Raw genomic sequence first — 19369 nt, forward strand, 5'->3', positions numbered from 1 at the left:
CGACTATAGATTAAAAATGTATACACTTCTATTTTACAAGTTCAACTTAAGAAAATCCCAATTACAACCATTTAACAAGTAATATAAAAAGAGTTCTACACTTTCAGTAGAACCCTTCTTATTACCAGTATTTTGATTACCTAGTTTTTTCTATTTTAACGCTTCTTTAATTTCACCAACTGTTGCAGCAACACTTTTATCGTGGAATGATTTTAGTTCCTCATTGCCATTTTCATCAGTTGATTCCACAGGATTACTATAGTCATCAGTTAAGCTAGTTGTATATCCTCCTGATTTATCTGCAATAATCAATTTACTGTCTGGTAAATCAGAAAAGTAGTCATTAATTTCTTTTTCTGATTTACCTTTTAATAAATCTTTATAAATTTCTATAGTTTTGTTTTCTCTTGTTATGCCACTAGTAGTCTCTGCAATAGCTGGTTTAAATAAAACATATGAAACCAAACCCAATGATAAAACTGAGAGAGTTACTAACATTTTTTTCTTTGCCATCTTTCTACCTCCTATATTAAACAGGATTACTTACTTTATATCTTGATCCTGTTTTAGGATTATATGTTTTGAAAAATGTTCCCCGTCGACTATTTACAGCTACATACCCACCATCATTTACTACAACCGAAATACCATATCCATCTTCTACTAAACCACTATCGCCTTGAGCTTGCCAATACAAGTAGTCTCCACTACCTCTAGATGGTTTAAAGCGTTCTTCACCATAGCGCCAACCTCTTGCATAAAACGGATTAGATTGATACTCTTGATTTGGATATAAGACATGCACACGAGTCGGAATCCAAGCACCAAAGAATGTAGTGCCAGAAGGAGTTTCTTGGTTTTGGGAAATATCTTGCGTAGCTAGATATTTTTTATAGTCAGCTACTTTCATTACCTTTCCTTCACTAGCCACCTGTTCTGACGGAAAATTATCGCTCCCATCTTTGTTAGTTATAACACCTCCTCCAGGGGTGGTTAATACATATTGATCATCCTCAAGACCTTGAGTTACTTGTTCAATCTGTTGACTTGACATTCTTTCTTCTGCTTTAACGATAGTTCCTGTAGACAACAAAACACTTGCACCAGCAACTAATCCCAATGCTAATAATTTTTTCATTTTTCCTACTCCTTAGTAACTTATGTACAGCTGTATATAATTATAACTACAATAATAAATTTATAAAAATTTAGCCTAACAAATTTTATGTTATACAAACCAATGTACTCACCTCCAATTGCTATCTAACATAACAGCAACCCCATATAATTACATAGTGATAATTAAAGAACACGAGAAAATAACACCTGATCGCCTCCTAAAATATTTTCTTTTTATTTGCTTTTCATCTAACTAAAGTATACAATACATTCAGAATTACCAATTATTTTTTTAACTATTTTCAAGTTGTTTTAGAGGTTATATTATGAGATATGATTTTGGTAAAATTTATAAAGAAATTCGAAAATCTAAAAATTTAAGACAGTCAGATGTGTGTGGAAATGTATTGTCTACTACAACTCTTTCTAAGATAGAAAATGGGAATGTTGTTCCAAAGTATGAGAACATGGCTTTCTTACTTCAACAAATCAATATGAGTTTTGATGAATTCGATTATATATGTAATCTTTATCGTCCTAATAAACATACTGAAATAATTAATGATATAAGTAATCTTCATACAATTAGCGGAACAGAACAACTTGAATATATTATAAATAAATGCGAGTCTTATCTAAAAACCAATTACGATATCTCTATTCAAAAATTTTACTATTCTTTGAAGATAATACTTCAAATTAGAGAGCATGGACTATCCAACAAGGATTTACTGACGAAAGATCTTGTAAGTTGTTTGTGGAATGATCTAGAGCATCATGATACGTGGTATGAATCAGATTTTAAAATTTTAAATTCTATTCTTTTCTGCCTTCCTTTAGAGACAATTATAGATACTACACAGTTAGTACTTCAAAGACTAGAAAAATACTCTAATTTCCATGATATATTACCCTTAAAGCTTGCAATACTATCCAATCTGTCTACTGTTTATTTTTATTATAAACACTTTCCTATGTGTAGTTATATCTGCTCAATAGTTGTTGAGACAGCAAAATTACTTAAGCGATATGATGCAATTGCTTTTCATTCAATTAGAATTGGAATATGTGATTCCAACGAGGAGCTAATACAAAAAAATATTGAAATACTTCGATTACTTGAGGAAACCGATCTATTAAAAATTATTGAACATGAAATAGCTTCATTACATGCCAATGAAATACTAGATGATAAGAGAATCCCGTGGATGTTGTAATTTTTGTACTCTAATGTTATATATTGAGGTAGTTTCTTTTTCAATATCTTTCTTTGCTAAAAGAACTTTGTAAGATACTTTACATCTATTTAAGAAATTTTGATTCAAATTTTATGAAATCAATCAGTAAATATCGTTCTGAAAAGTCTCGATATTAAGCTGCTTTTAGTCCAACTGAAACCCATACTTTCAAAACCAGTTCTTAAGAAAGGAATATTTCGATAATTAGCTACACCATTCAACTACTTTTAACTGTTATTTATTCAATAGTAATTTTTTACATTGACACTAAACTATTTGAAAACAAAGAATTCTAAATCTATAAAAAGTACAAAACAGTAACAATTCAAATGGTGTGAACTTTTTGGTGAAATCTAGCTCAATTCGTTTATTTTTAGGGTAAAATTCACACCATTCAATTGAAAGTTATTCAATTAGATGAAATATTTCTTTCTTAAAAACATGTGGAAACATTGATATTAAGCATATATTGAAATTCATTCAAATACGAGGTGTTCAAAACAGATATTACAATTTATAAGTAAAAGAACAAATAACAAAAAGAGGAACTTCACACTAAAGTTCCTCTTCTTTTAAATATCCTAATCATTATTTTTATTTTAAAAAAGGTAGTGAAAAAGGTAGAGTTTTAACTTGCATCACTACAATACAAAACTCTTTGGGTGTATTTATTTTCATCACAAATTTTACTTATTTATTTATATTTTCCTAAAGACCTTCTAAATGTACATTAAAGTAGAAAAAGCACGTCATTGGATCTTTGAAAAACATTACACTATTTTTATTCGTATGTTAACTTGATTGAATCTTTTTCTTCAAGCATTTTTTTAATGTTAATGACAGGTAATAAGAAGTTTGGGAACTCATTACCACGAGTGATCATGTCAGATACAATAGGCCGAATATAGGACCAAAGAATTGCTAAACCATTCTCTTTAAGAAAAGTTTCAAAACTAATATCAAATTCTGTTTTGTCGTATATAAACGAAAATTCTCCAACAATATCTACAATAAGCTCAAAAGCAGAATCATCTGAATGTATATTTCCTTGCTTTGTTATTAAGTTAACGTAAGCAAGATTTTCAGACTTTCTTATTAAAATTTGTGCAGATAATTCAGGTTTTAAATTAATAGTACTATTTGTTTGATCAAAACTAGGATTTCTTCGATATGATACTTCATTTAAAAAATAATCTTTAAATTGTAAAGAGGACATTAAGCTGCCACCTCACTACTTTCTTTTGTTGTAATTAAGTTTTCAGAATCTATTGGGAAATATGAAAAACATGATTTCTTGTTTTTTATAATATATTTAGACATTGCATCTACTTTATTTATAGAATTCAAATCATAAAAATCATTTTGATTATCTAATTGAGAGGTAAAATGTATTTCATCTTTATATTTTTTAGGACTTCCTGACATATTCAAATAATAATCAAATTCATTGTTTACTGAATAGATTTTGTTGGCCTTAATATTTTCAACTAATTCTTGAAACATTGGAGAATCCATCAAAGAAAATTCTTCAGTTCCTAAAAAGTTTGATAATAAACTCATAAAAGCCTCCTTATTTATAAAATATTTGTAATACAATTTAAATCACGGATACAAATTTCTTCTCCATTCTTGCCGTTAATCACTGGTAAAAATGAAATATCAGTATATGTTTTGGACTGTACGGCTTTAAAATTCTTTCCATACTGAGACGCTAAATCAAGTAGCAGTTCAATAATTAACCCTTGATTTTGGTTAAGAAGAGTAGCTCTATTTTTGGCTCCGCTATCTGAAATACCTGCAATCTCACGTTCAATTTCAATATATGCCTTTTGTCGATATTCATCTAATAGACTTTGGTTTGTTGGGTCATCTAAAATAAAAATATTGTCTATAGATTTTATAGTGATTTCGGCATTAACTAATCCGGGCGTAACCCCAGGTTTGCTTAGTTCAAATGATTTATACTTTGCTACATAAGCAGAAGCAATAGTTTTACCAGTATCGTTATTAAAAGGCAGAAAAAAGTAAACACCATTACCCAAGTCGTTCGGATGTCTCTGTTTACTAATACCAGGTTCATATTTTTTATAAGAAAAACCAGCAGATAGGATCTTATTTTTCCTTTTATTGGTGGTGCCGTGCCACCCGCTATATTGTAGCATAGAACCTCCTGATAAAGCTACTACCTTGATTATACTGTTAAAGATTATATAATTCAACCATTAAGGCCTTTTTTGAAAAAATTCTAAACTATTATTAAGTAGGTAATTTTGTATTTGACTTACATTGTACAAAAGTAGTTGAAAAATCTCTGAGAACATTCCTATATCAATAATGAGTTTTTTACAATTGAAACTATAATGTAGGATTTTTTTAACTGTAGTAATGTTATAAAATTAATCTTACCAATAAAGTATCTATAGATCTTTGTATACCTAAAATTTTATAGTAACATTATAAAATTTACATTAATTGTAAAGTGATTTATTATAGCTAAATATAATAGTCTCTAATTAGTTTTTTTTAATTTGTGCAAGTCGTTCTATTAAAATATCGACTGCTTCATTCTTTCGGTTAGGATCTAATTTCGTATAGATATCCATTGTGGTTGAAATAGATCTGTGTCCCATACGTTCTTGCAGTTTTTTCCAATTTGCTCCAGCGTTGAGCATTAAAGACGCATGAGTATGGCGGAATATTTGAAAACCATAATTAGGTAAACCTAACTCTTTTGATCGTTTAATAAGAGTAGCTCGCTCATTTCGATGGGGAAATGTACCTTAAACAGATAAGAGGCTTGCCAAAAACTTTATCTGGAAATAATTTCCCTAATTTAGACTAAAATAAAATGCATAATATCAGTTTTTTGAATACCTGATATTATGCGTTTTTAATTTCAAAGACTTTTAGGAATTACTTGAACTCTCAAATCCCATATATGTTTTTCTGAGTTACATGAAAAGTTTAACTTAATTTGACAAACTAGAAATTATTTGAGTAGATTATTTTCAAAAGAAGACGAGGTAGATCAAAAAACATTTGACACCTTTTATATAAAATTTGTATCTTTCTGGACATATATTTGAATTTTTAATTTAATCATGTTACAATTAAAATTGAAGTCAAAACCAATTAGAAAAGGAATATCCAAACGTGGGTACATTATTAGCAACCAGATTAAAAAATAGACGAAAAGAATTAAAATTGTCCCAGCGAGAATTGGCCGAAGGCATTTGTAAACAGGGGCAAATTAGTCGATTAGAGAGTGGAGAGTTCACTCCGGGGGCGGATTTTTTGCATGCACTTGCTAAGAAATTAAAAGTTAGTATGGATTATTTTTTTGATGAGCAGATTGTTGAGGAGGTTGATGAGTTAGCAGAGTTTAAGAAATTAGCACATACATTTATCATAAATAGAAATTATGAGTCTTTGAAATATATATATGAATTAGAAAATGTAAAGTCTCATCGTTTATCTCTAGCAGATAAATTTTATATGGAGTGGATAAAATCTCTGATAGATTTTTATTTCTATGGGCAACAAGAGGAGGCAGTTGAAAGATTGGAGAAGGTGCTGTCACAGTTAAGTATTTCTGATATGAACTATCTCCAAGTTTCAAATACTCTATTCAATTTTTATTACGATATTGGAGATTTAACGCGATTTGATGAGATTCGAGAAACATTAGAGTATCAAGTAAATCAACTCAATTTAAATACACTTGAAGAGTTAGAACTATTTATTAAGTTCAACTATAACGTTTGTAGATATCTATGGCTGCAGAATAATATTGAAGAAGCTATTACTAAAATCACAACTACTATAAAGCAGTGTCAGGCTTACAGAACAACTTATCTTTTAGCTGATTTGTATTTATTGATGGGAAATGTAAGTAAGGACTTTTCTTCTAAGATTTCGGTAAAAGAATATTTTGAGACAGCACATTTTCTTTATAAATTGGATGAAAATATGTCAATGGCTTTGAAAGTCGAACATTACATTGCAAATATGGCAGAATAATGAAGACGATGTTCAATTGAGCATCGTTTTTTTAATATTGCACAGATACAAAAATGAGTTATATAAAAAAAAATAAAAAAAGTTTATAAAATATATTGACAACATGATGCTGGAGTGCTAAAATAAATGCAAGAAAATTAAAGGAGAGATATATGAGAAGTCTGTTTAGGAAAATTGCTACAGTGCTAGTTATTGGATTAATTCTGCTAGGGATTGTAGGGAAACCTCAAATTCATAAAATGGCTACAGAAATTGATCCGGGTCCAGCTAATATTATTCGCAGATGAAAATTAAGCTAGCAAATCGTATTTTTATATCTTATTTTGTCTTTACTTAGTAAGGAAATATCTACATTGTTGGAACTATATTATCTTATTTAATAATGTGAGTTTTAATATTATGTAGTAGAAGAAGGAGGAAAAGAAAATGACTGTTGTTGCAGTACAAACATTCCCTGGTCATCGTGTAGGAGGCCGTTAATTACACTGGAGTTTGGAGCTTACTAACTCCAAACTCTGTTTTGTATAGATTACTACTTTTCAAAATGGAGGTTATCTAAGTGAGAGTAAAGAGAACTCTTCAGCCTTATGTGTTGAATGATAAAATAAAATTTGGTTTTGGAAATGTTTCTCTTGAGAGGGATATTGATTGTAATGAGATGAATATCAACTTGATTAAAAAGTTAGACGAGGATGTTGACATTCAACAGTTATCTATTGAAGAGCGAAAAATTGTAAAATTTATGTTATCAAAAGGATTGTTAACTAATAATCAATACGATGATACAAAATACTCTCGTAATATCAACTTTTTTGAATGGATAGATCTTTCTAAAAACTTAAATCCATGTGAGTATCAGAAAAGGCTATTAGAATCTACAGTGTTAATTGTCGGTGTAGGTGGCATTGGTTCTACGGTTGTGGAAATATTAGCTCGATTAGGAGTAGGGAGATTCATTATAGTTGATTTTGATATTGTAGAAGAATCAAATCTGACTAGACAAAGCGGTTTTAAAAAATCTGATATAGGTAAATCAAAAGTAGAGGTAATACAAAGAAATATTCAAGCAATTTCTGATTCAAAAGTTGTGACTATATCCAAACAGTTGAGATGTAAGAATGACTTAGAGAAACTTTTTAAATCATATAGTTTTGATATTGCACTATGTTGTGCTGATACTCCAAGTATCGAAATTGACTATTGGTTTGATGATTTAGCACATAAGTATAATAAACCAATTATAGTGGGTTCCTACGCATCTACAGTAATAAACTATTTGCACATTATTCCTGGAGAAACTCTTTCTTTAAGAGAGTTCTATGGGAATTTTATGATATCAGATGATCATATTTTAAATAGTAAGACACCGTACAGTGTAATTTCACCGATATCGTATATGGCAGCAGCAATTATTTCCTACAAAGTATTGGATTCCTTGACAGGATTATTAAATATAACAAATTATATCCAAATCGATTGTATGAATTTCGAGGTATATCAACATGATATTAGAAAAATTCAGTAGTAACTTTAAAAACTTGATATTAGGTAGATCTTCTAGAAATATTGCAGATAGTTTTTACTTCATTGCATTGTCGATTGGGTTAATCAAAGTTTATAATATTGAAGCTGGTCAGTTATCTTTATTTACTCTAATAGGTTTTATCCCTAACTTACTTGCCGTTTTTTATGGAAGTTTTGTAAATAAAATCCAAAGAGATAAAGTCTGGCTAGTAACTTTTCAAGTTCTTCAACTTTTTATAATTTTCATTACTATTCTATGCTTAAGATATCGCTTTGAAGTATTCTATCTTTATATTTTTAATTTTTTGTTTAGTTTATCAACAAATCTACTCAACACATTACAAATGAAGATTGTTCCAGAAACATTAGAAAATGATGAAGAAACGATAAACAAATCTATAGATGTTCAGTATATGGCTTCAAATGTGTTAGACATTATTAGTAACCTGTTTGCCTCGTTACTGTTAGGAGTGTTATCCTATTTTGTTGTTTTCAATATGAGTATTCCATTTTTTGTAGCTGCGATATACTTTATGTTGAAAATCAGGTTAGATATACCTGATAAAAAAAAGTCAGATGGTATGTCTGAAAATATAGAAAGCGAAAGTGAATCAACTTTTCAACTCTTGGACACAATTTCTGCTTTTCGAGAATCAAAATTTGCGTCTTTTATTGTAATTACAGAGTCAATTTTAAGTGGTGGAACAGATCTACTTTTAACTTTAGCCCCCTTATATCTTGTATCGGAAGGAATTCCCATTCAGTATCTTGGGTTGGTATTGGCAGTACAACGATTAGCAGATTTGACAGGTGCTTTTGTGGCACCTAGGATAAAAATATCATATAAAAAGTTTTTCTTTATTGATTATATTGTATCGGGCTTCTCTTTATTCTTAGTATTTGTAATACCAATTCCATTGATTAAGCTTTTGCTATTTGGATTATCCTTTATAATTATTGGTATATCTGGTAATATGTTTGAAAAAATGATTTATTCTGAATATAACTATGAAAATATGGGGTTAATCTACTCTACTAATTCAAGCTTATATGCTTTATTTTCAATTGTATTCTTAATAGTTCCTCAATTTTATTCGGATATACATATTCTAGGAATAACGATAAATATATTTACGGTATTAGTAGGATTTTATTTGTTATTTATTAACAATCCATTTAAGGAAAGTGAGGGAATAGAAAATGAACCAGAAAGTTATGCAGAATAATTTTAAAAAAGAACATAAAGTTGATCAGCGGTCTAAAAATATATCTACGAGACAGAATAATGGAAGTTTTAAAAAAGCTAGAAAATTTCAAGTTAAAAATAAAGGAAATAGATAGAAATCGACTACTCTGAACTGCACCCCAAAAGTTAGACAGAAAAAATCTAACTTTTGGGGTGCTTTTATTATGTATGAGGATATAGTTAAAATATATGAATTGAGAAAGCAAGGGGAGAGCTTTAGACGTCTTTCTAATCAATTTGGGATAAACATTTCTAATCTTCAGTACATGATTAAATTGATTGATCGTTATGGAATAGAAATCGCAAAAAAAGTAAAGAATCGTTCTTATTTTCCTAAATTAAAATAAGAAATTATTGATAAAGTTCTCCTGGAAGATTGTTCATAAAAAAGTGTATCTTTAGCTAGAGAAAATCACATAATCTAAATAAAACAGAAGACACGAAATATTTATAATATGTAAAAGGTAGTTCAAAAATATAGAACTACCTTTTGTTGATAATAATGAAATTAGATACTTGTTCTTTTAAAATAAATAGAGTAAAAATTTCTAGAGGGAAATCATCAAACTGCTTTAATTTAGCTATAGTTATTTTACTTTTGTGGTCGAGAACGAATGGAAGATATGGGATTACACAGAGTGAGTATTTCTTTTTGTTTTGATTGAGATACATGAGTATAGATCTGAGTTACAGAAATAGAGCTATGTCCAAGTATTTGCTGTATATAACGAATATCTACATTTTTATCCAGTAGCATTGTAGCAAAGCTGTGTCTGAACATATGTGGCGTGATAGTTAAAGATAAGTTGTTTTTCTTAACTAGCTTCTTTAAAATTAGACGTACGCTTTGTTCTGACAGTGCTTTAAGAGGATTTTGACCAGTAAATAAATAGTCATTAGGTCGGATGTAGTATTTATTTATATATGTTTTCAATAAATTAAAGGTTGTTTGGTCTCCTAAAAAAAGGATACGTTCTTTTTTTCCTTTCCCGATAATATGAAGTGTTCTATTTGAAAAATTAATATCTTTAAAATGAATATGACAAAGTTCAGAAATCCGAATGCCAGTTGAAAGTAATAAGGAAATGATTAGTAAATTTCTTTCAGCTTTTTGTTTTTGATATTTAGATTTTGAATAGATAACTTTTTGTTCTGAATATGAGTAGACACTTTTTAAAATATCATAAGGTATGGTTTTAGGTAATATTTTTTCCTTCCGAAATTGAAATCGTAGTTGATTAAAAGGATTTTCATCAATTATGCCTTGAAATTTTAAATAGTTATAAAAAACCTTCAAACTTGCGATTTTTCGTCGTAGAGTGTTTGATTTTATATTTGATTTTGTTAAAAACTCAATATATGATTCAACATTATTGTAGTTTGAATTGTAAAATTGTAAAAGATCATTTTTGTAAGCTCGAATTGTATGTGTGCTTAAACGCTTATGCGTTTCGCAGTAACTTAAGTAAGTAGAAATAAGTTTAGAATCCATGAATATCTCCTTTAGTAATAATCATGTTATTTTAAACTTATTTAATCATTTTGTATAGTGATAATAAATAGTTATCGGGAGGAAAGTTGAGAAATGACCAGTTGTTTTGTAGTTATGGGGTTTAATACTAAAAAAATTCCTAATACAAATATAGAAGTGGACTTGAATCAAGTCTATAATAATTTAATTAAGCCAACAATTTTAGAAAAAGAATTAGTTTCTGTTCATGGTAAAAACCACTTTAGAGCTGATGAAGTTTTCAGTACACAGAGTATAACGAAAACATTTATCGAAGGTATATTAAAAGCAGATATTGTAATTGCAGATATTACTACTTTAAACCAAAATGCTATCTATGAGTTAGGTCTACGTCATGCTATGAAACCCAAATCAACCATTATACTGTGTGATCATCACACAGCTAAGATTAGCTTTTTTGATATTGCACACTTACCTCAAATCAGATATGATTCTGATAAGTTAAACGAAGTGGATGAAGTTAACAAGGTGAAAAAACTGCTTTCTGAATATATTGATTCCGCTATAAAGTCAGATGAGACATTTACTGATAGTCCAGCCTTTGAATCTGCTCTATACCGTGTAATAATTAACGATTTAATCGATAAAACTGAAATTCAAAGTGAAGAAGCATTAGACAAGTCAATAGCTGAACTTTATGATCAAGCCACGGAACTCAAGAATTCAGAAAAGTATCCTGAGGCAGAAGAAATATTTCAGCAAATTTTAGAAAGTGGATTTATTGATGAAGAAATTTTGGCAGGCTATTTACTATCATCCTATAAGAAAAATGAATCTTCGCTAGCAAATTTAAAAATGGCACAGCAAAATATTAGTAAATATATAGATATAAACACCACAACATATCATAAGTTATTAGGTATTTATGGAGCTATTTTCTTACGTATATTTTATATTACAAAGAATAGGAGTGACTTAATGTCTGCAATTAATTACTATAGGTTAGGCATGAATTTTGAAGATAGAAATATTTATTGTGCAAGGAATTACTGTGCTAACCTGTTAAAAATAGCCTTAGTTGAGAAAGATGTTGAAGTTTTAAAGGAGTTCTACTATACATCTGTTTATACAGCAAAAACTATTTTAGGATCTTTAGAAAAAATACATCGTAAATCTAGTGAATATGACGACATTTGGTTTCTTTCCAATCAAGAGGATCTAATGCTTATTTCAGGCCTTCTTTCAAAACCTATTAATGATATTGAGGGTTTAACTGAACGACAGAAAAAAACAATTAATGAAGGTAGTATTATATTAAGTGAGGATATCCAGAGGATTAAAACTGCAATTGTAAATGGTAATTAATAGTTTATTTCCCCTCCTTTGATAAAGTTATACTTATCATCAAGAAGGTTTTTCCATGCATGAAAACTTTTTTGAAACCCTTCTGATTGCAAGTACATTAATATATTTTCTTTTGTTTCTAATGAGAATTCAGGTGATGTTATAGAATATTCTCCCTTCTTTAAAATCCCTTCTTCAGTTAAATTTTCTTGAGGAATAGATAGCATTGGAAGATTATAAGTTAGCGCTAAAATCCCTTCAATATGACAATAAACACTTGTAACCCACTTATTCTTTAAGTGGGTCTCTTTGGATGCAAAGAAGTCTGGATTATCCTCAGCTCCCATTTTTCTGGTTCCACTAGAAATAAATGTCTGACCAAATGCAACAATTATAATTCCGTAACTCCTTTGTATCATCTCACTCAACGAATTCATGACTTCGTAAGGAGTATACTCAGCAGCTTGTAATGTTACACATTCAATATTGTGTCGTCTTAAAAATTTAATCAATTCTTTAATAAATAAATTTTGATTCTCTGTAAATGGATTAGGTCTGCTTAAAAATACTCTTATTTTTTTATTTGACATATTCGCTATCTCCTACCGATAACTATTTATTATCACTAGTATATCATAGATTCATATCTCCAATATGTTTTCGATTGTAGTTTTCTTACTTTTTTATATTCGATAAATTCTAAAATATAGTGCAACATTTACTTGAACTCATCCTCTAGAGCTTCACAAGCAGTTCTGTAAGCTAAACATTTTCGTGGTCGGTGATTGATATCATATAAGGCCTTGTTCAAAGCCTCATCAGAAATAGTGGCTAAATCTGTTTTCTTTGGGAAATATTCTCTTAGTAAGCCATTTGAGTTTTCATTGCTTCCTCTCTGCCAGGATGAATAGGCGTCCGCAAAGAAAAAGGGTATTACTAAGTTCTCTACCAGAGAATAGCAGGCGAACTCTTTCCCCCTGTCTGAAGTAAAGGTTTTAAGAGCCTCTTTTGGAAATAGCTTACAAAGTTGTTCGATAGCTGAAAACATGGATTTGGCTGTTCTGTCTGGTATCTTGAAAGCTAGGTAAAAACGAGTTTTTCGCTCTAGAAAAGTCGCTAAACAGCCCTTTCTTTTGCCTCTGGAAGACACCACAGTATCGAGCTCCCAGTGACCAAAGTTCTCACGATTCCTGACCTCTTTAGGACGTTTGGCAATCGACGTGCCAAGCCTAAATGTCCCACGTGTTTCTTTGGGCTGTCGACTTTTTCCCTTTCGGCGCAGGACGCTTAAATCCAGATCAATCAAACCAGCATAGAGCCAGTTATAGATGGTTTTAAAAGCTACCATTGGCTTTTGTTCAAGCTGATAGCGACCACAAATCTGTTCAGGTGACCAGGAGGATTTTAAACTCTTCTCAATTTCCTTTTTCAATTTTGGTGTCAAACAAGACTTCCGACCCTTTTGCTTAGCCCTGTGGTCGTACTGTTCCTGTGCTAAGACGGCGGAATAACCATTTTGGCATCGTCTTAACTCTCTTGAAATGGTAGACTTATGGACGCCAAGTTTATTTGCAATTTGGCAAGTTTTCAAACCTAATTCCAAGTAGGATTCTATCTTTATTCGGTCAGTTATGGTAAGATGGGAGTAGCTCATAGTTTTTTCTCGGGTTCTGTTTGTGTGGTTACTTACAGTTTACACCAATGAAACGCTATGAGTTTTTTGTTGCACTATATTTTACAATTTATCATATTACAACTTATAAGATTGCAAAAAGAAATGTATAACAAAATACATAACGCAATACATAACGCAATGCATAATTATTGTGCAATATTCTTTATCCTATAGATAGAATGAATAGGAGGGCAGATATGGCATTCCAACTGAAATCTAATCGCAAAGAGACTGAGAATAAAACGATTCGGTTTCCTCTTCCGTTAATCGAAGAAATTGAAAAGGCTATTCAAAATGAAGATGTCACTTTTTCAAGTTTTGTAATTCAAGCTTGCGAGTATGCACTAAAAGATATGAAAAAATAGACAAAGTATTAGTTTGAAATTAAATTTTAGAGATTCTAGCAATCTAAAAAGGAAATTAATATTGGTAGAAACAGAATTAAAATATTTGGTTGGGGGGAAATATGGAATATGATTTTAAATATTTAGTCGCTAAATATACATTACCAGGAGCAAGAGAAAAATTTGAAAAGATATGTATTGAGATATTTCAAGAAAAATTTGGACCTTTAGCGAAGGAGGCTGCGATATCACAAGGAGATGATGGCATCGATGTTCTAGTTGGTGACTTAGATGACAGACCATCAATTTATCAGTGTAAATTTTTTATTGATGGGATTGGAGATTCACAAAAACAACAAATTAGAGAATCGTTTAGAACAGTGATTACCAAGCATCCCAATATTTCTTCTTGGTATTTATGTGTTCCAATAGGCCTAAAAATTAATGAGCTATCATGGTGGTCAAGATGGAAAAGTAAAATGAAGGCTGAACATAAAATAAAGATAGAGTTGTGTGATGGAGCTTTTTTACTAAAAGAATTTAAGAAATGTAGCAGTTATAAATCAACATTTGATGATGATATCAGAAATGATTTAGAACAGATTAAAATGTCTATTGAAGCAAGTAATAAAAGGGTTTACGAAGAAATATTATATGGAGAAGATGAGATAGAAGAAATCTCAGAAATGTACAATGATACTATATTTATATCAATGTTGAAGAGTGCACAAATAGCCGATGTTGACGATTTCAAAGTTGATTTTTATAATGCAGAAATTGCTAGACATGAGTCTTTAAGCAAAGATGACATCAATGGGAAAAAACAGTATGATAATTTAAGAAAGAAGATACATTCTATTTGGAAGACCCAATATCGTCTATACAAGCAACCTAACGATGGTAATTGTTTAATAAATCAAACTTATCTTAGAATCGAAGATTTAGATTCTAGCACTTTAGGGAGCTCGATAAGTGATTTTAATTTATTAGCTAAAAAGGGTATCTTACATCAGCTTGCTGATGATAAGGAATTAGGTTGGGTTGATAATTTTATAGCAGTGTTGGAAAAATATATGGAGAGAAATGATGTTGGAGATAATTGAGAATATAAGTTTCCAAGAATATTGTTTGACCCGAAATAGGGTTGCGATACTGTTGAATATTTTAGGAAAAGAGCACAAAAAAGATACAACTCAAGAAAAATTGATTATTAGTGATTTTTTTCTAAAATTTCCAGAATTAATATCTGATGAAATAGAGCTTGGAAGATTTGATATAAAGTACTCTTATTTCCATTGGAAACCTAATTATAAACTGTATAATGCAGTTCTTGCAGATTTATTAGCTAGAAATATTATTACATTTAACTCTTTGAATAACAGATATTTCATTACAGATAAAGGAGAGAAATTTGTTATTGAACTATTTAGTGAAGAAGGGATAGATTGGAGCAAGATACTACAGTCTTGTGATTTTATAGTTTCTAAAGTGTTAAATAAAACAGTATCAGCTGGACAGACCATGATACAGAGTAAATTAGATTGTATACGAGGTAATTAAATGAAACTATTGTTAAAGACACTTAGATTAATAGGTGTGAGAAAAAATTATGAGGTTCATTTTCATAAAGGATTAAATTATATTTCGGGACCAACTTCAACGGGAAAAACTGCAATTTTAGAATTAATAGATTATGCTTTTGGGAAAAAGAATCATAAATCATATATAGAAATTGGAGAAAGTTGTACGGATGTGGAATTGGAATTTTATATATCAGAGAATCTCTATAAGATTAAAAGACCATTATCAGCTTTTAAAGAACCTGTTCTTTTACAGACTTACGATAGTGTCAAAGAAAAATTTACACAAGCGCGTACCTTGGAAATTGATATTCCTTCAAATGAAAAATCATTATCATACTTTTTGTTATCGAAGCTTAATCTAACTAATTTAATCATTAGAGGAGACGATTTTAGTTTTAGAGATTTATTTAAATTTTCATATTTAAAACAGACAAATATTGATAACGAAAACATTCTTAATGAGCAGAACTGGGCGCTTAATGGAAAAGAAAAAGCAACATTTGAGATTATTTTAGATATCTATGATAGTTTACTAGGTGACCTACAACAGAGTCTTAAAATTGAAAAAGAGAGCTTAAAGGTAAAAGAAATTAGATACGAAGCTGTAAGAGAATTTCTAAAAACTGCAGAAGTTGAGAATTATGAAACAGTGCAAGTGAAATCTGTTGAAATTAATTCTAAATTAGAGGATATTAATTCTAAAATAGAAAACTATAAATCTGATATTCTGAAAACAGAAGTGGGAAATGATGTTAATGAATTGTTAGTACTTATTAGTGACCAAAAAGAAAAGTTAAGTAATCTAAGAAACAAATTTTCAGATCAAGAACAGTATATACAAAAATTACAGTTGCTGGAAAATCAATATTTTGCTGATATTGAAAAAATTAGTGAGCAAATAGCAGGTATTAAAGCTATTAATAAATACGAATACTTATATTGTCCAAATTGCTTACGACCGATTTCACTTCACGAAGAATCAAGTTGCTTATTGTGTCATCAGAATATGGATGATATTGTAATTGAAATCAACGATTTGAAAAAGGAACGAAAAAAACTTACAAAAAAGAAAAATGAGCTTCACACTTATATTGATTCAGAAAAAGAAAAAAATAATAGAGTAGGCCTAGAAATAAACAAATTACAGGATGATATTAAATCCGATGAAGAGAAGTTAGATAGTTTAACCAGACAATATATAAATCCCTTGGCTACAGAAATTAGTTTGCTATCAATTAAAAGCGGTCAATTATATGAAGAAAAGAAATCTCTAAATGAGGGCCTGAAATTTATTGAGGAACTTACAAATTTGGAAATGTTGCTTTCTGAAAAGAGGATAGAAGTTGAAGGGATAGAAGAACAAATTAAACGCCAAAAATATAAGGATGCCAAAGAGGACAAGTTGAAACAACTGTCTGAAACATTTTCAACTATTTTATCATCTTTTGAGTTTCCAAATCTTTATGAAGCTTATATTGATACAAAGAGTTATTTACCTTATGTGAGGGGCCATAAATACAGTGATTTAGGTAGTTTAGGAGCTGTGACTCTGATAACAATGGCATATTACCTATCAATAATGATTTGTTCAGAAGTGCAAACTGGTAACCATTTAGGATTGTTGATGATTGATACACCTAGGAAAAACTTAGGGGCTTCCTCGACAAGTACAGAGTTTAGAGACGAAAAAATCTACGAATCTATAATTAATTATTTTCTTCAACTTGGAGAAGAATGTGAAAATGATTTTCAGTTAATTATTGTAAATAATGGTTATCCATCAGATTTTCCACGGGATTATATTGTTAAAGAATTCTCTTTCGATGGTCATGATGGGTTGATTGATGATTATAATGTGACTGATGAATAGGGAAGAAGATACCCATAATGGCTGAGAATTTACCCGCAATGCAATGTAATCATAGAAGATTACGTATAAAAAAGTTCCAACCCGAGGAAAACTGATAAGCCCAGTTTAAGATCTTATCCGTTTTTCTAGTCTTTAGTCATTATTTTGTTTATTTCTTGAGATCTATTCTTTGTTTATCAATTATTATGCGAGTCATAGACTTGTTTTACCATAAAGTAAAGTTATCAAATTAACAAAATGTTGCTTTAAAATACTACATATTACAATTGGTATAAAACGCTATACAATTCTCAAAATTTATTATTAATCAACATGAGGGAAATTTTGATAATTCTGATTCGATATATGTTGATTTTTATAGAAAATTTACCTTATTTTGATGAAGTTGATTGAAATTAGATTAAATAATGACTTTTGTAAATACGTAAAAATGCTGTTTTTAAAGGTGTTTGAAAGTGGCTGAAATAAACTATGCCCCAACCAGGTCTGAAGAAAGCTAGTAAAGCATCACAATTTAGTAAACGTTAATTCGAAAGAATTACTATACTTACAAAGAGCACCTTTCGGGGTGTTATTTTTTGTACTTTCTTACTAAATTTGTGCAATTGACACAGTTGTTGCGACTTTAGTCGCTTATAAATGTGGCTGCAATTTGACGAAATCAATTGCCGTAAAATGTTAATCAATGTGATACTATTAACGCTTCGAAACACTTCATGGTTCACACCATGGGGCTGCCTAGCTTATTTATTACTCTTGAATATACAATATAAGTACGTAATAAAAGCTCATAAGATTTTCTAGTTAAATAGAATTGAATGAACTAGTTACGAAAGGAAGTCTTATGAGCTGCCATCATTTTACCATAGTTGAGCATGAAAGTATTCTCATTTACCGTACGCAAGATCTAAATCCCCCTCAAATTACTAAGTTATTTCACTTGATATAGGATAAATCCATCCTATATTTTTGCTTTTGTTGCTTAATAATGGTATGATAAACAAAAGGAGGCGATGACAATGCAAATTAATCTTGAAAATTTAATTCCAATCACGGAGGCAAATCAGAATTTCTCTAAAGTTGCTCGAATGGTTGATAGTAAGGGTACAGCTGTTATTTTGAAAAACAATAAACCTAAATATGTTTTAGTTGACTATAACACCTTGGTTCAAGAAGAACAGACAGAAGCTGTTGTTGCAGATCAAGCTAGTGTTGACGAGGTGGCAAGTTCTATCTTGTCACGCCACCTAGAAGCCTTGAAGGAATTAGCTAAATGAAGAGATTAACCGTTGAACAGGTTGTTGCCTTACATAGTCAATTGATTATATCTACGGGAGGAATGGATGGTGTACGAGACAAGGGGTTAGTTGAGGCCTCGCTTTCGAATGTTTTTGACACTTATTTTGGAGTTGATCAATATCCAACTATTGAAGAAAAGGCATCTAGGCTTTGTTATTCTTTGATTAAGAATCACGCTTTTTTAGATGGAAATAAGCGCATTGGTATTTTTGTAATGCTTGTGCTACTAGAACTTAACGATATTGTGCTTGATTGTACTGATGAAGAGTTGGTTCATCTCGGATTGGGTGTAGCGGCATCAGAATTAACCTACGAAGATATTTTAGATTTTGTAAAAAGTCATTGATACAAAAAGCAAGTGACTATTAAAAATTACTTGCTTTATTTTTTAATGATTCGAAGGTAATAATGGTGTGAACTTTTTGGTAAAATCTAGCTCAATTCGTGTATTTTTAGTGTAAAATTCACACCATTCAAATGAAAGTTATTCAAATTAGATGAAATTGTTCTTTTCTGAAAACGTGAGAAAACATTGATTTTAAGCGCATTTTGAAACGTATTCAAATAGAAGTGTTTCCAACCAGGTCTTAAGAAAAAAAGGTAGAGAAAAAGGTAGAGTTTGAATTGAAATACAGT

19 protein-coding genes and 2 pseudogenes are annotated in these 19369 nt (G+C 30.1%); 12 read left to right on the forward strand and 9 right to left on the reverse strand.

Features of this window, described 5'->3' with window-relative positions; translation table 11 throughout:
- Nucleotides 1–150: 150 nt before the first annotated feature.
- Nucleotides 151–513, reverse strand: a complete 363-nt coding sequence (locus HMPREF2918_RS00595; protein WP_049474682.1) for a cytochrome c-type biogenesis protein — start codon at nt 511–513, stop codon at nt 151–153.
- Nucleotides 514–529: 16 nt separating this feature from the next.
- Complete coding sequence (locus HMPREF2918_RS00600; protein ID WP_070594330.1) at nt 530–1138, reverse strand: hypothetical protein; 609 nt, start codon at nt 1136–1138, stop codon at nt 530–532.
- A gap of 307 nt (nt 1139–1445) precedes the next feature.
- On the opposite strand from HMPREF2918_RS00600, the gene HMPREF2918_RS00605 reads away from it, so the two are divergent.
- Nucleotides 1446–2336: a helix-turn-helix domain-containing protein gene (locus HMPREF2918_RS00605; protein WP_049514386.1), complete on the forward strand. Its 891-nt coding sequence runs from the start codon at nt 1446–1448 to the stop codon at nt 2334–2336.
- 802 nt (nt 2337–3138) lie between these two features.
- Here the strand turns inward: HMPREF2918_RS00605 and HMPREF2918_RS00610 are convergent.
- The 4 genes and pseudogenes from HMPREF2918_RS00610 to HMPREF2918_RS10650 form a co-directional block, all read right to left on the reverse strand.
- Nucleotides 3139–3573, reverse strand: a complete 435-nt coding sequence (locus tag HMPREF2918_RS00610; RefSeq protein ID WP_003003041.1) for a protein-export chaperone SecB — start codon at nt 3571–3573, stop codon at nt 3139–3141.
- On the reverse strand, nt 3573–3917 hold the full coding sequence (locus HMPREF2918_RS00615) for a hypothetical protein (RefSeq protein WP_003002962.1): 345 nt from the start codon (nt 3915–3917) through the stop codon (nt 3573–3575). The genes HMPREF2918_RS00610 and HMPREF2918_RS00615 overlap by 1 nt, the downstream gene beginning before the upstream one ends.
- 14 nt (nt 3918–3931) lie before the next feature.
- Nucleotides 3932–4519: a hypothetical protein gene (locus HMPREF2918_RS00620; RefSeq protein ID WP_141751568.1), complete on the reverse strand. Its 588-nt coding sequence runs from the start codon at nt 4517–4519 to the stop codon at nt 3932–3934.
- A gap of 351 nt (nt 4520–4870) precedes the next feature.
- Nucleotides 4871–5122, reverse strand: a pseudogene (locus HMPREF2918_RS10650) (tyrosine-type recombinase/integrase); the annotation flags it as partial.
- 388 nt (nt 5123–5510) lie between these two features.
- On the opposite strand from HMPREF2918_RS10650, the gene HMPREF2918_RS00625 reads away from it, so the two are divergent.
- The 4 genes and pseudogenes from HMPREF2918_RS00625 to HMPREF2918_RS11290 form a co-directional block, all read left to right on the forward strand.
- Nucleotides 5511–6377, forward strand: a complete 867-nt coding sequence (locus tag HMPREF2918_RS00625; RefSeq protein WP_049514389.1) for a helix-turn-helix domain-containing protein — start codon at nt 5511–5513, stop codon at nt 6375–6377.
- A 559-nt stretch (nt 6378–6936) separates the two neighbouring features.
- Complete coding sequence (locus tag HMPREF2918_RS00630; protein WP_070594331.1) at nt 6937–7902, forward strand: HesA/MoeB/ThiF family protein; 966 nt, start codon at nt 6937–6939, stop codon at nt 7900–7902.
- Nucleotides 7880–9127 (forward strand): MFS transporter, encoded by a 1248-nt coding sequence (locus HMPREF2918_RS00635; protein WP_070594332.1) that lies wholly within the window; start codon nt 7880–7882, stop codon nt 9125–9127. Before HMPREF2918_RS00630 ends, HMPREF2918_RS00635 begins: the two co-directional genes overlap by 23 nt.
- Before the next feature lie 184 nt (nt 9128–9311).
- Nucleotides 9312–9491: pseudogene (locus tag HMPREF2918_RS11290) on the forward strand (IS3 family transposase); the annotation flags it as partial.
- A 248-nt stretch (nt 9492–9739) separates the two neighbouring features.
- Here the strand turns inward: HMPREF2918_RS11290 and HMPREF2918_RS00645 are convergent.
- Nucleotides 9740–10639 carry a tyrosine-type recombinase/integrase gene (locus HMPREF2918_RS00645; protein WP_049514394.1) on the reverse strand — a complete coding sequence of 300 codons (900 nt, stop codon included), beginning with the start codon at nt 10637–10639 and terminating at the stop codon, nt 9740–9742.
- 93 nt (nt 10640–10732) lie between these two features.
- Here HMPREF2918_RS00645 and HMPREF2918_RS00650 point away from each other — a divergent pair, with 93 nt between their 5' ends.
- The gene (locus tag HMPREF2918_RS00650) at nt 10733–11983 is read left to right on the forward strand and encodes a hypothetical protein (RefSeq protein ID WP_070594333.1); all 1251 of its coding nucleotides are present in this window, start codon (nt 10733–10735) and stop codon (nt 11981–11983) included.
- On the opposite strand, the gene HMPREF2918_RS00655 is transcribed toward HMPREF2918_RS00650, so the two are convergent.
- Nucleotides 11980–12552, reverse strand: a complete 573-nt coding sequence (locus HMPREF2918_RS00655) for a hypothetical protein (RefSeq protein ID WP_002917268.1) — start codon at nt 12550–12552, stop codon at nt 11980–11982. The genes HMPREF2918_RS00650 and HMPREF2918_RS00655 overlap by 4 nt on opposite strands.
- Before the next feature lie 128 nt (nt 12553–12680).
- On the reverse strand, nt 12681–13616 hold the full coding sequence (locus HMPREF2918_RS00660) for an IS30 family transposase (RefSeq protein WP_070594334.1): 936 nt from the start codon (nt 13614–13616) through the stop codon (nt 12681–12683).
- A gap of 218 nt (nt 13617–13834) precedes the next feature.
- Here HMPREF2918_RS00660 and HMPREF2918_RS10965 point away from each other — a divergent pair, with 218 nt between their 5' ends.
- From HMPREF2918_RS10965 to HMPREF2918_RS00690, 6 genes are all read left to right on the forward strand, one after another.
- Nucleotides 13835–14002 carry a YlcI/YnfO family protein gene (locus HMPREF2918_RS10965; RefSeq protein ID WP_003702092.1) on the forward strand — a complete coding sequence of 56 codons (168 nt, stop codon included), beginning with the start codon at nt 13835–13837 and terminating at the stop codon, nt 14000–14002.
- Between the two features lie 101 nt (nt 14003–14103).
- Nucleotides 14104–15084, forward strand: coding sequence for an ABC-three component system protein (locus tag HMPREF2918_RS11295; RefSeq protein ID WP_176745973.1), 981 nt, complete (start codon nt 14104–14106; stop codon nt 15082–15084).
- Nucleotides 15068–15541 carry a hypothetical protein gene (locus HMPREF2918_RS00670; protein WP_070594335.1) on the forward strand — a complete coding sequence of 158 codons (474 nt, stop codon included), beginning with the start codon at nt 15068–15070 and terminating at the stop codon, nt 15539–15541. Before HMPREF2918_RS11295 ends, HMPREF2918_RS00670 begins: the two co-directional genes overlap by 17 nt.
- Nucleotides 15542–17434, forward strand: coding sequence for an AAA family ATPase (locus HMPREF2918_RS11505; RefSeq protein ID WP_256263168.1), 1893 nt, complete (start codon nt 15542–15544; stop codon nt 17432–17434).
- A 1019-nt stretch (nt 17435–18453) separates the two neighbouring features.
- Nucleotides 18454–18711 (forward strand): type II toxin-antitoxin system Phd/YefM family antitoxin, encoded by a 258-nt coding sequence (locus HMPREF2918_RS00685; RefSeq protein ID WP_070587534.1) that lies wholly within the window; start codon nt 18454–18456, stop codon nt 18709–18711.
- On the forward strand, nt 18708–19079 hold the full coding sequence (locus tag HMPREF2918_RS00690; RefSeq protein ID WP_046165031.1) for a type II toxin-antitoxin system death-on-curing family toxin: 372 nt from the start codon (nt 18708–18710) through the stop codon (nt 19077–19079). Before HMPREF2918_RS00685 ends, HMPREF2918_RS00690 begins: the two co-directional genes overlap by 4 nt.
- Nucleotides 19080–19369 lie beyond the last annotated feature (290 nt).

It is taken from the genome of Streptococcus sp. HMSC065C01 (assembly GCF_001813525.1).
GTDB lineage: Bacteria > Bacillota > Bacilli > Lactobacillales > Streptococcaceae > Streptococcus > Streptococcus parasanguinis_V.

What these genes read in the sequence shown, in the direction of transcription:
- HMPREF2918_RS00595 (WP_049474682.1), bottom strand. Translation starts at nt 513, where the DNA reads ATGGCAAAGAAAAAAATGTTAGTAACTCTCTCAGTTTTATCATTGGGT.
- HMPREF2918_RS00600 (WP_070594330.1), bottom strand. Translation starts at nt 1,138, where the DNA reads ATGAAAAAATTATTAGCATTGGGATTAGTTGCTGGTGCAAGTGTTTTG.
- HMPREF2918_RS00605 (WP_049514386.1), top strand. Translation starts at nt 1,446, where the DNA reads ATGAGATATGATTTTGGTAAAATTTATAAAGAAATTCGAAAATCTAAA.
- HMPREF2918_RS00610 (WP_003003041.1), bottom strand. Translation starts at nt 3,573, where the DNA reads ATGTCCTCTTTACAATTTAAAGATTATTTTTTAAATGAAGTATCATAT.
- HMPREF2918_RS00615 (WP_003002962.1), bottom strand. Translation starts at nt 3,917, where the DNA reads ATGAGTTTATTATCAAACTTTTTAGGAACTGAAGAATTTTCTTTGATG.
- HMPREF2918_RS00620 (WP_141751568.1), bottom strand. Translation starts at nt 4,519, where the DNA reads ATGCTACAATATAGCGGGTGGCACGGCACCACCAATAAAAGGAAAAAT.
- HMPREF2918_RS00635 (WP_070594332.1), top strand. Translation starts at nt 7,880, where the DNA reads ATGATATTAGAAAAATTCAGTAGTAACTTTAAAAACTTGATATTAGGT.
- HMPREF2918_RS00645 (WP_049514394.1), bottom strand. Translation starts at nt 10,639, where the DNA reads ATGGATTCTAAACTTATTTCTACTTACTTAAGTTACTGCGAAACGCAT.
- HMPREF2918_RS00650 (WP_070594333.1), top strand. Translation starts at nt 10,733, where the DNA reads ATGACCAGTTGTTTTGTAGTTATGGGGTTTAATACTAAAAAAATTCCT.
- HMPREF2918_RS00655 (WP_002917268.1), bottom strand. Translation starts at nt 12,552, where the DNA reads ATGTCAAATAAAAAAATAAGAGTATTTTTAAGCAGACCTAATCCATTT.
- HMPREF2918_RS00660 (WP_070594334.1), bottom strand. Translation starts at nt 13,616, where the DNA reads ATGAGCTACTCCCATCTTACCATAACTGACCGAATAAAGATAGAATCC.
- HMPREF2918_RS10965 (WP_003702092.1), top strand. Translation starts at nt 13,835, where the DNA reads ATGGCATTCCAACTGAAATCTAATCGCAAAGAGACTGAGAATAAAACG.
- HMPREF2918_RS11295 (WP_176745973.1), top strand. Translation starts at nt 14,104, where the DNA reads ATGGAATATGATTTTAAATATTTAGTCGCTAAATATACATTACCAGGA.
- HMPREF2918_RS00670 (WP_070594335.1), top strand. Translation starts at nt 15,068, where the DNA reads ATGTTGGAGATAATTGAGAATATAAGTTTCCAAGAATATTGTTTGACC.
- HMPREF2918_RS11505 (WP_256263168.1), top strand. Translation starts at nt 15,542, where the DNA reads ATGAAACTATTGTTAAAGACACTTAGATTAATAGGTGTGAGAAAAAAT.
- HMPREF2918_RS00685 (WP_070587534.1), top strand. Translation starts at nt 18,454, where the DNA reads ATGCAAATTAATCTTGAAAATTTAATTCCAATCACGGAGGCAAATCAG.
- HMPREF2918_RS00690 (WP_046165031.1), top strand. Translation starts at nt 18,708, where the DNA reads ATGAAGAGATTAACCGTTGAACAGGTTGTTGCCTTACATAGTCAATTG.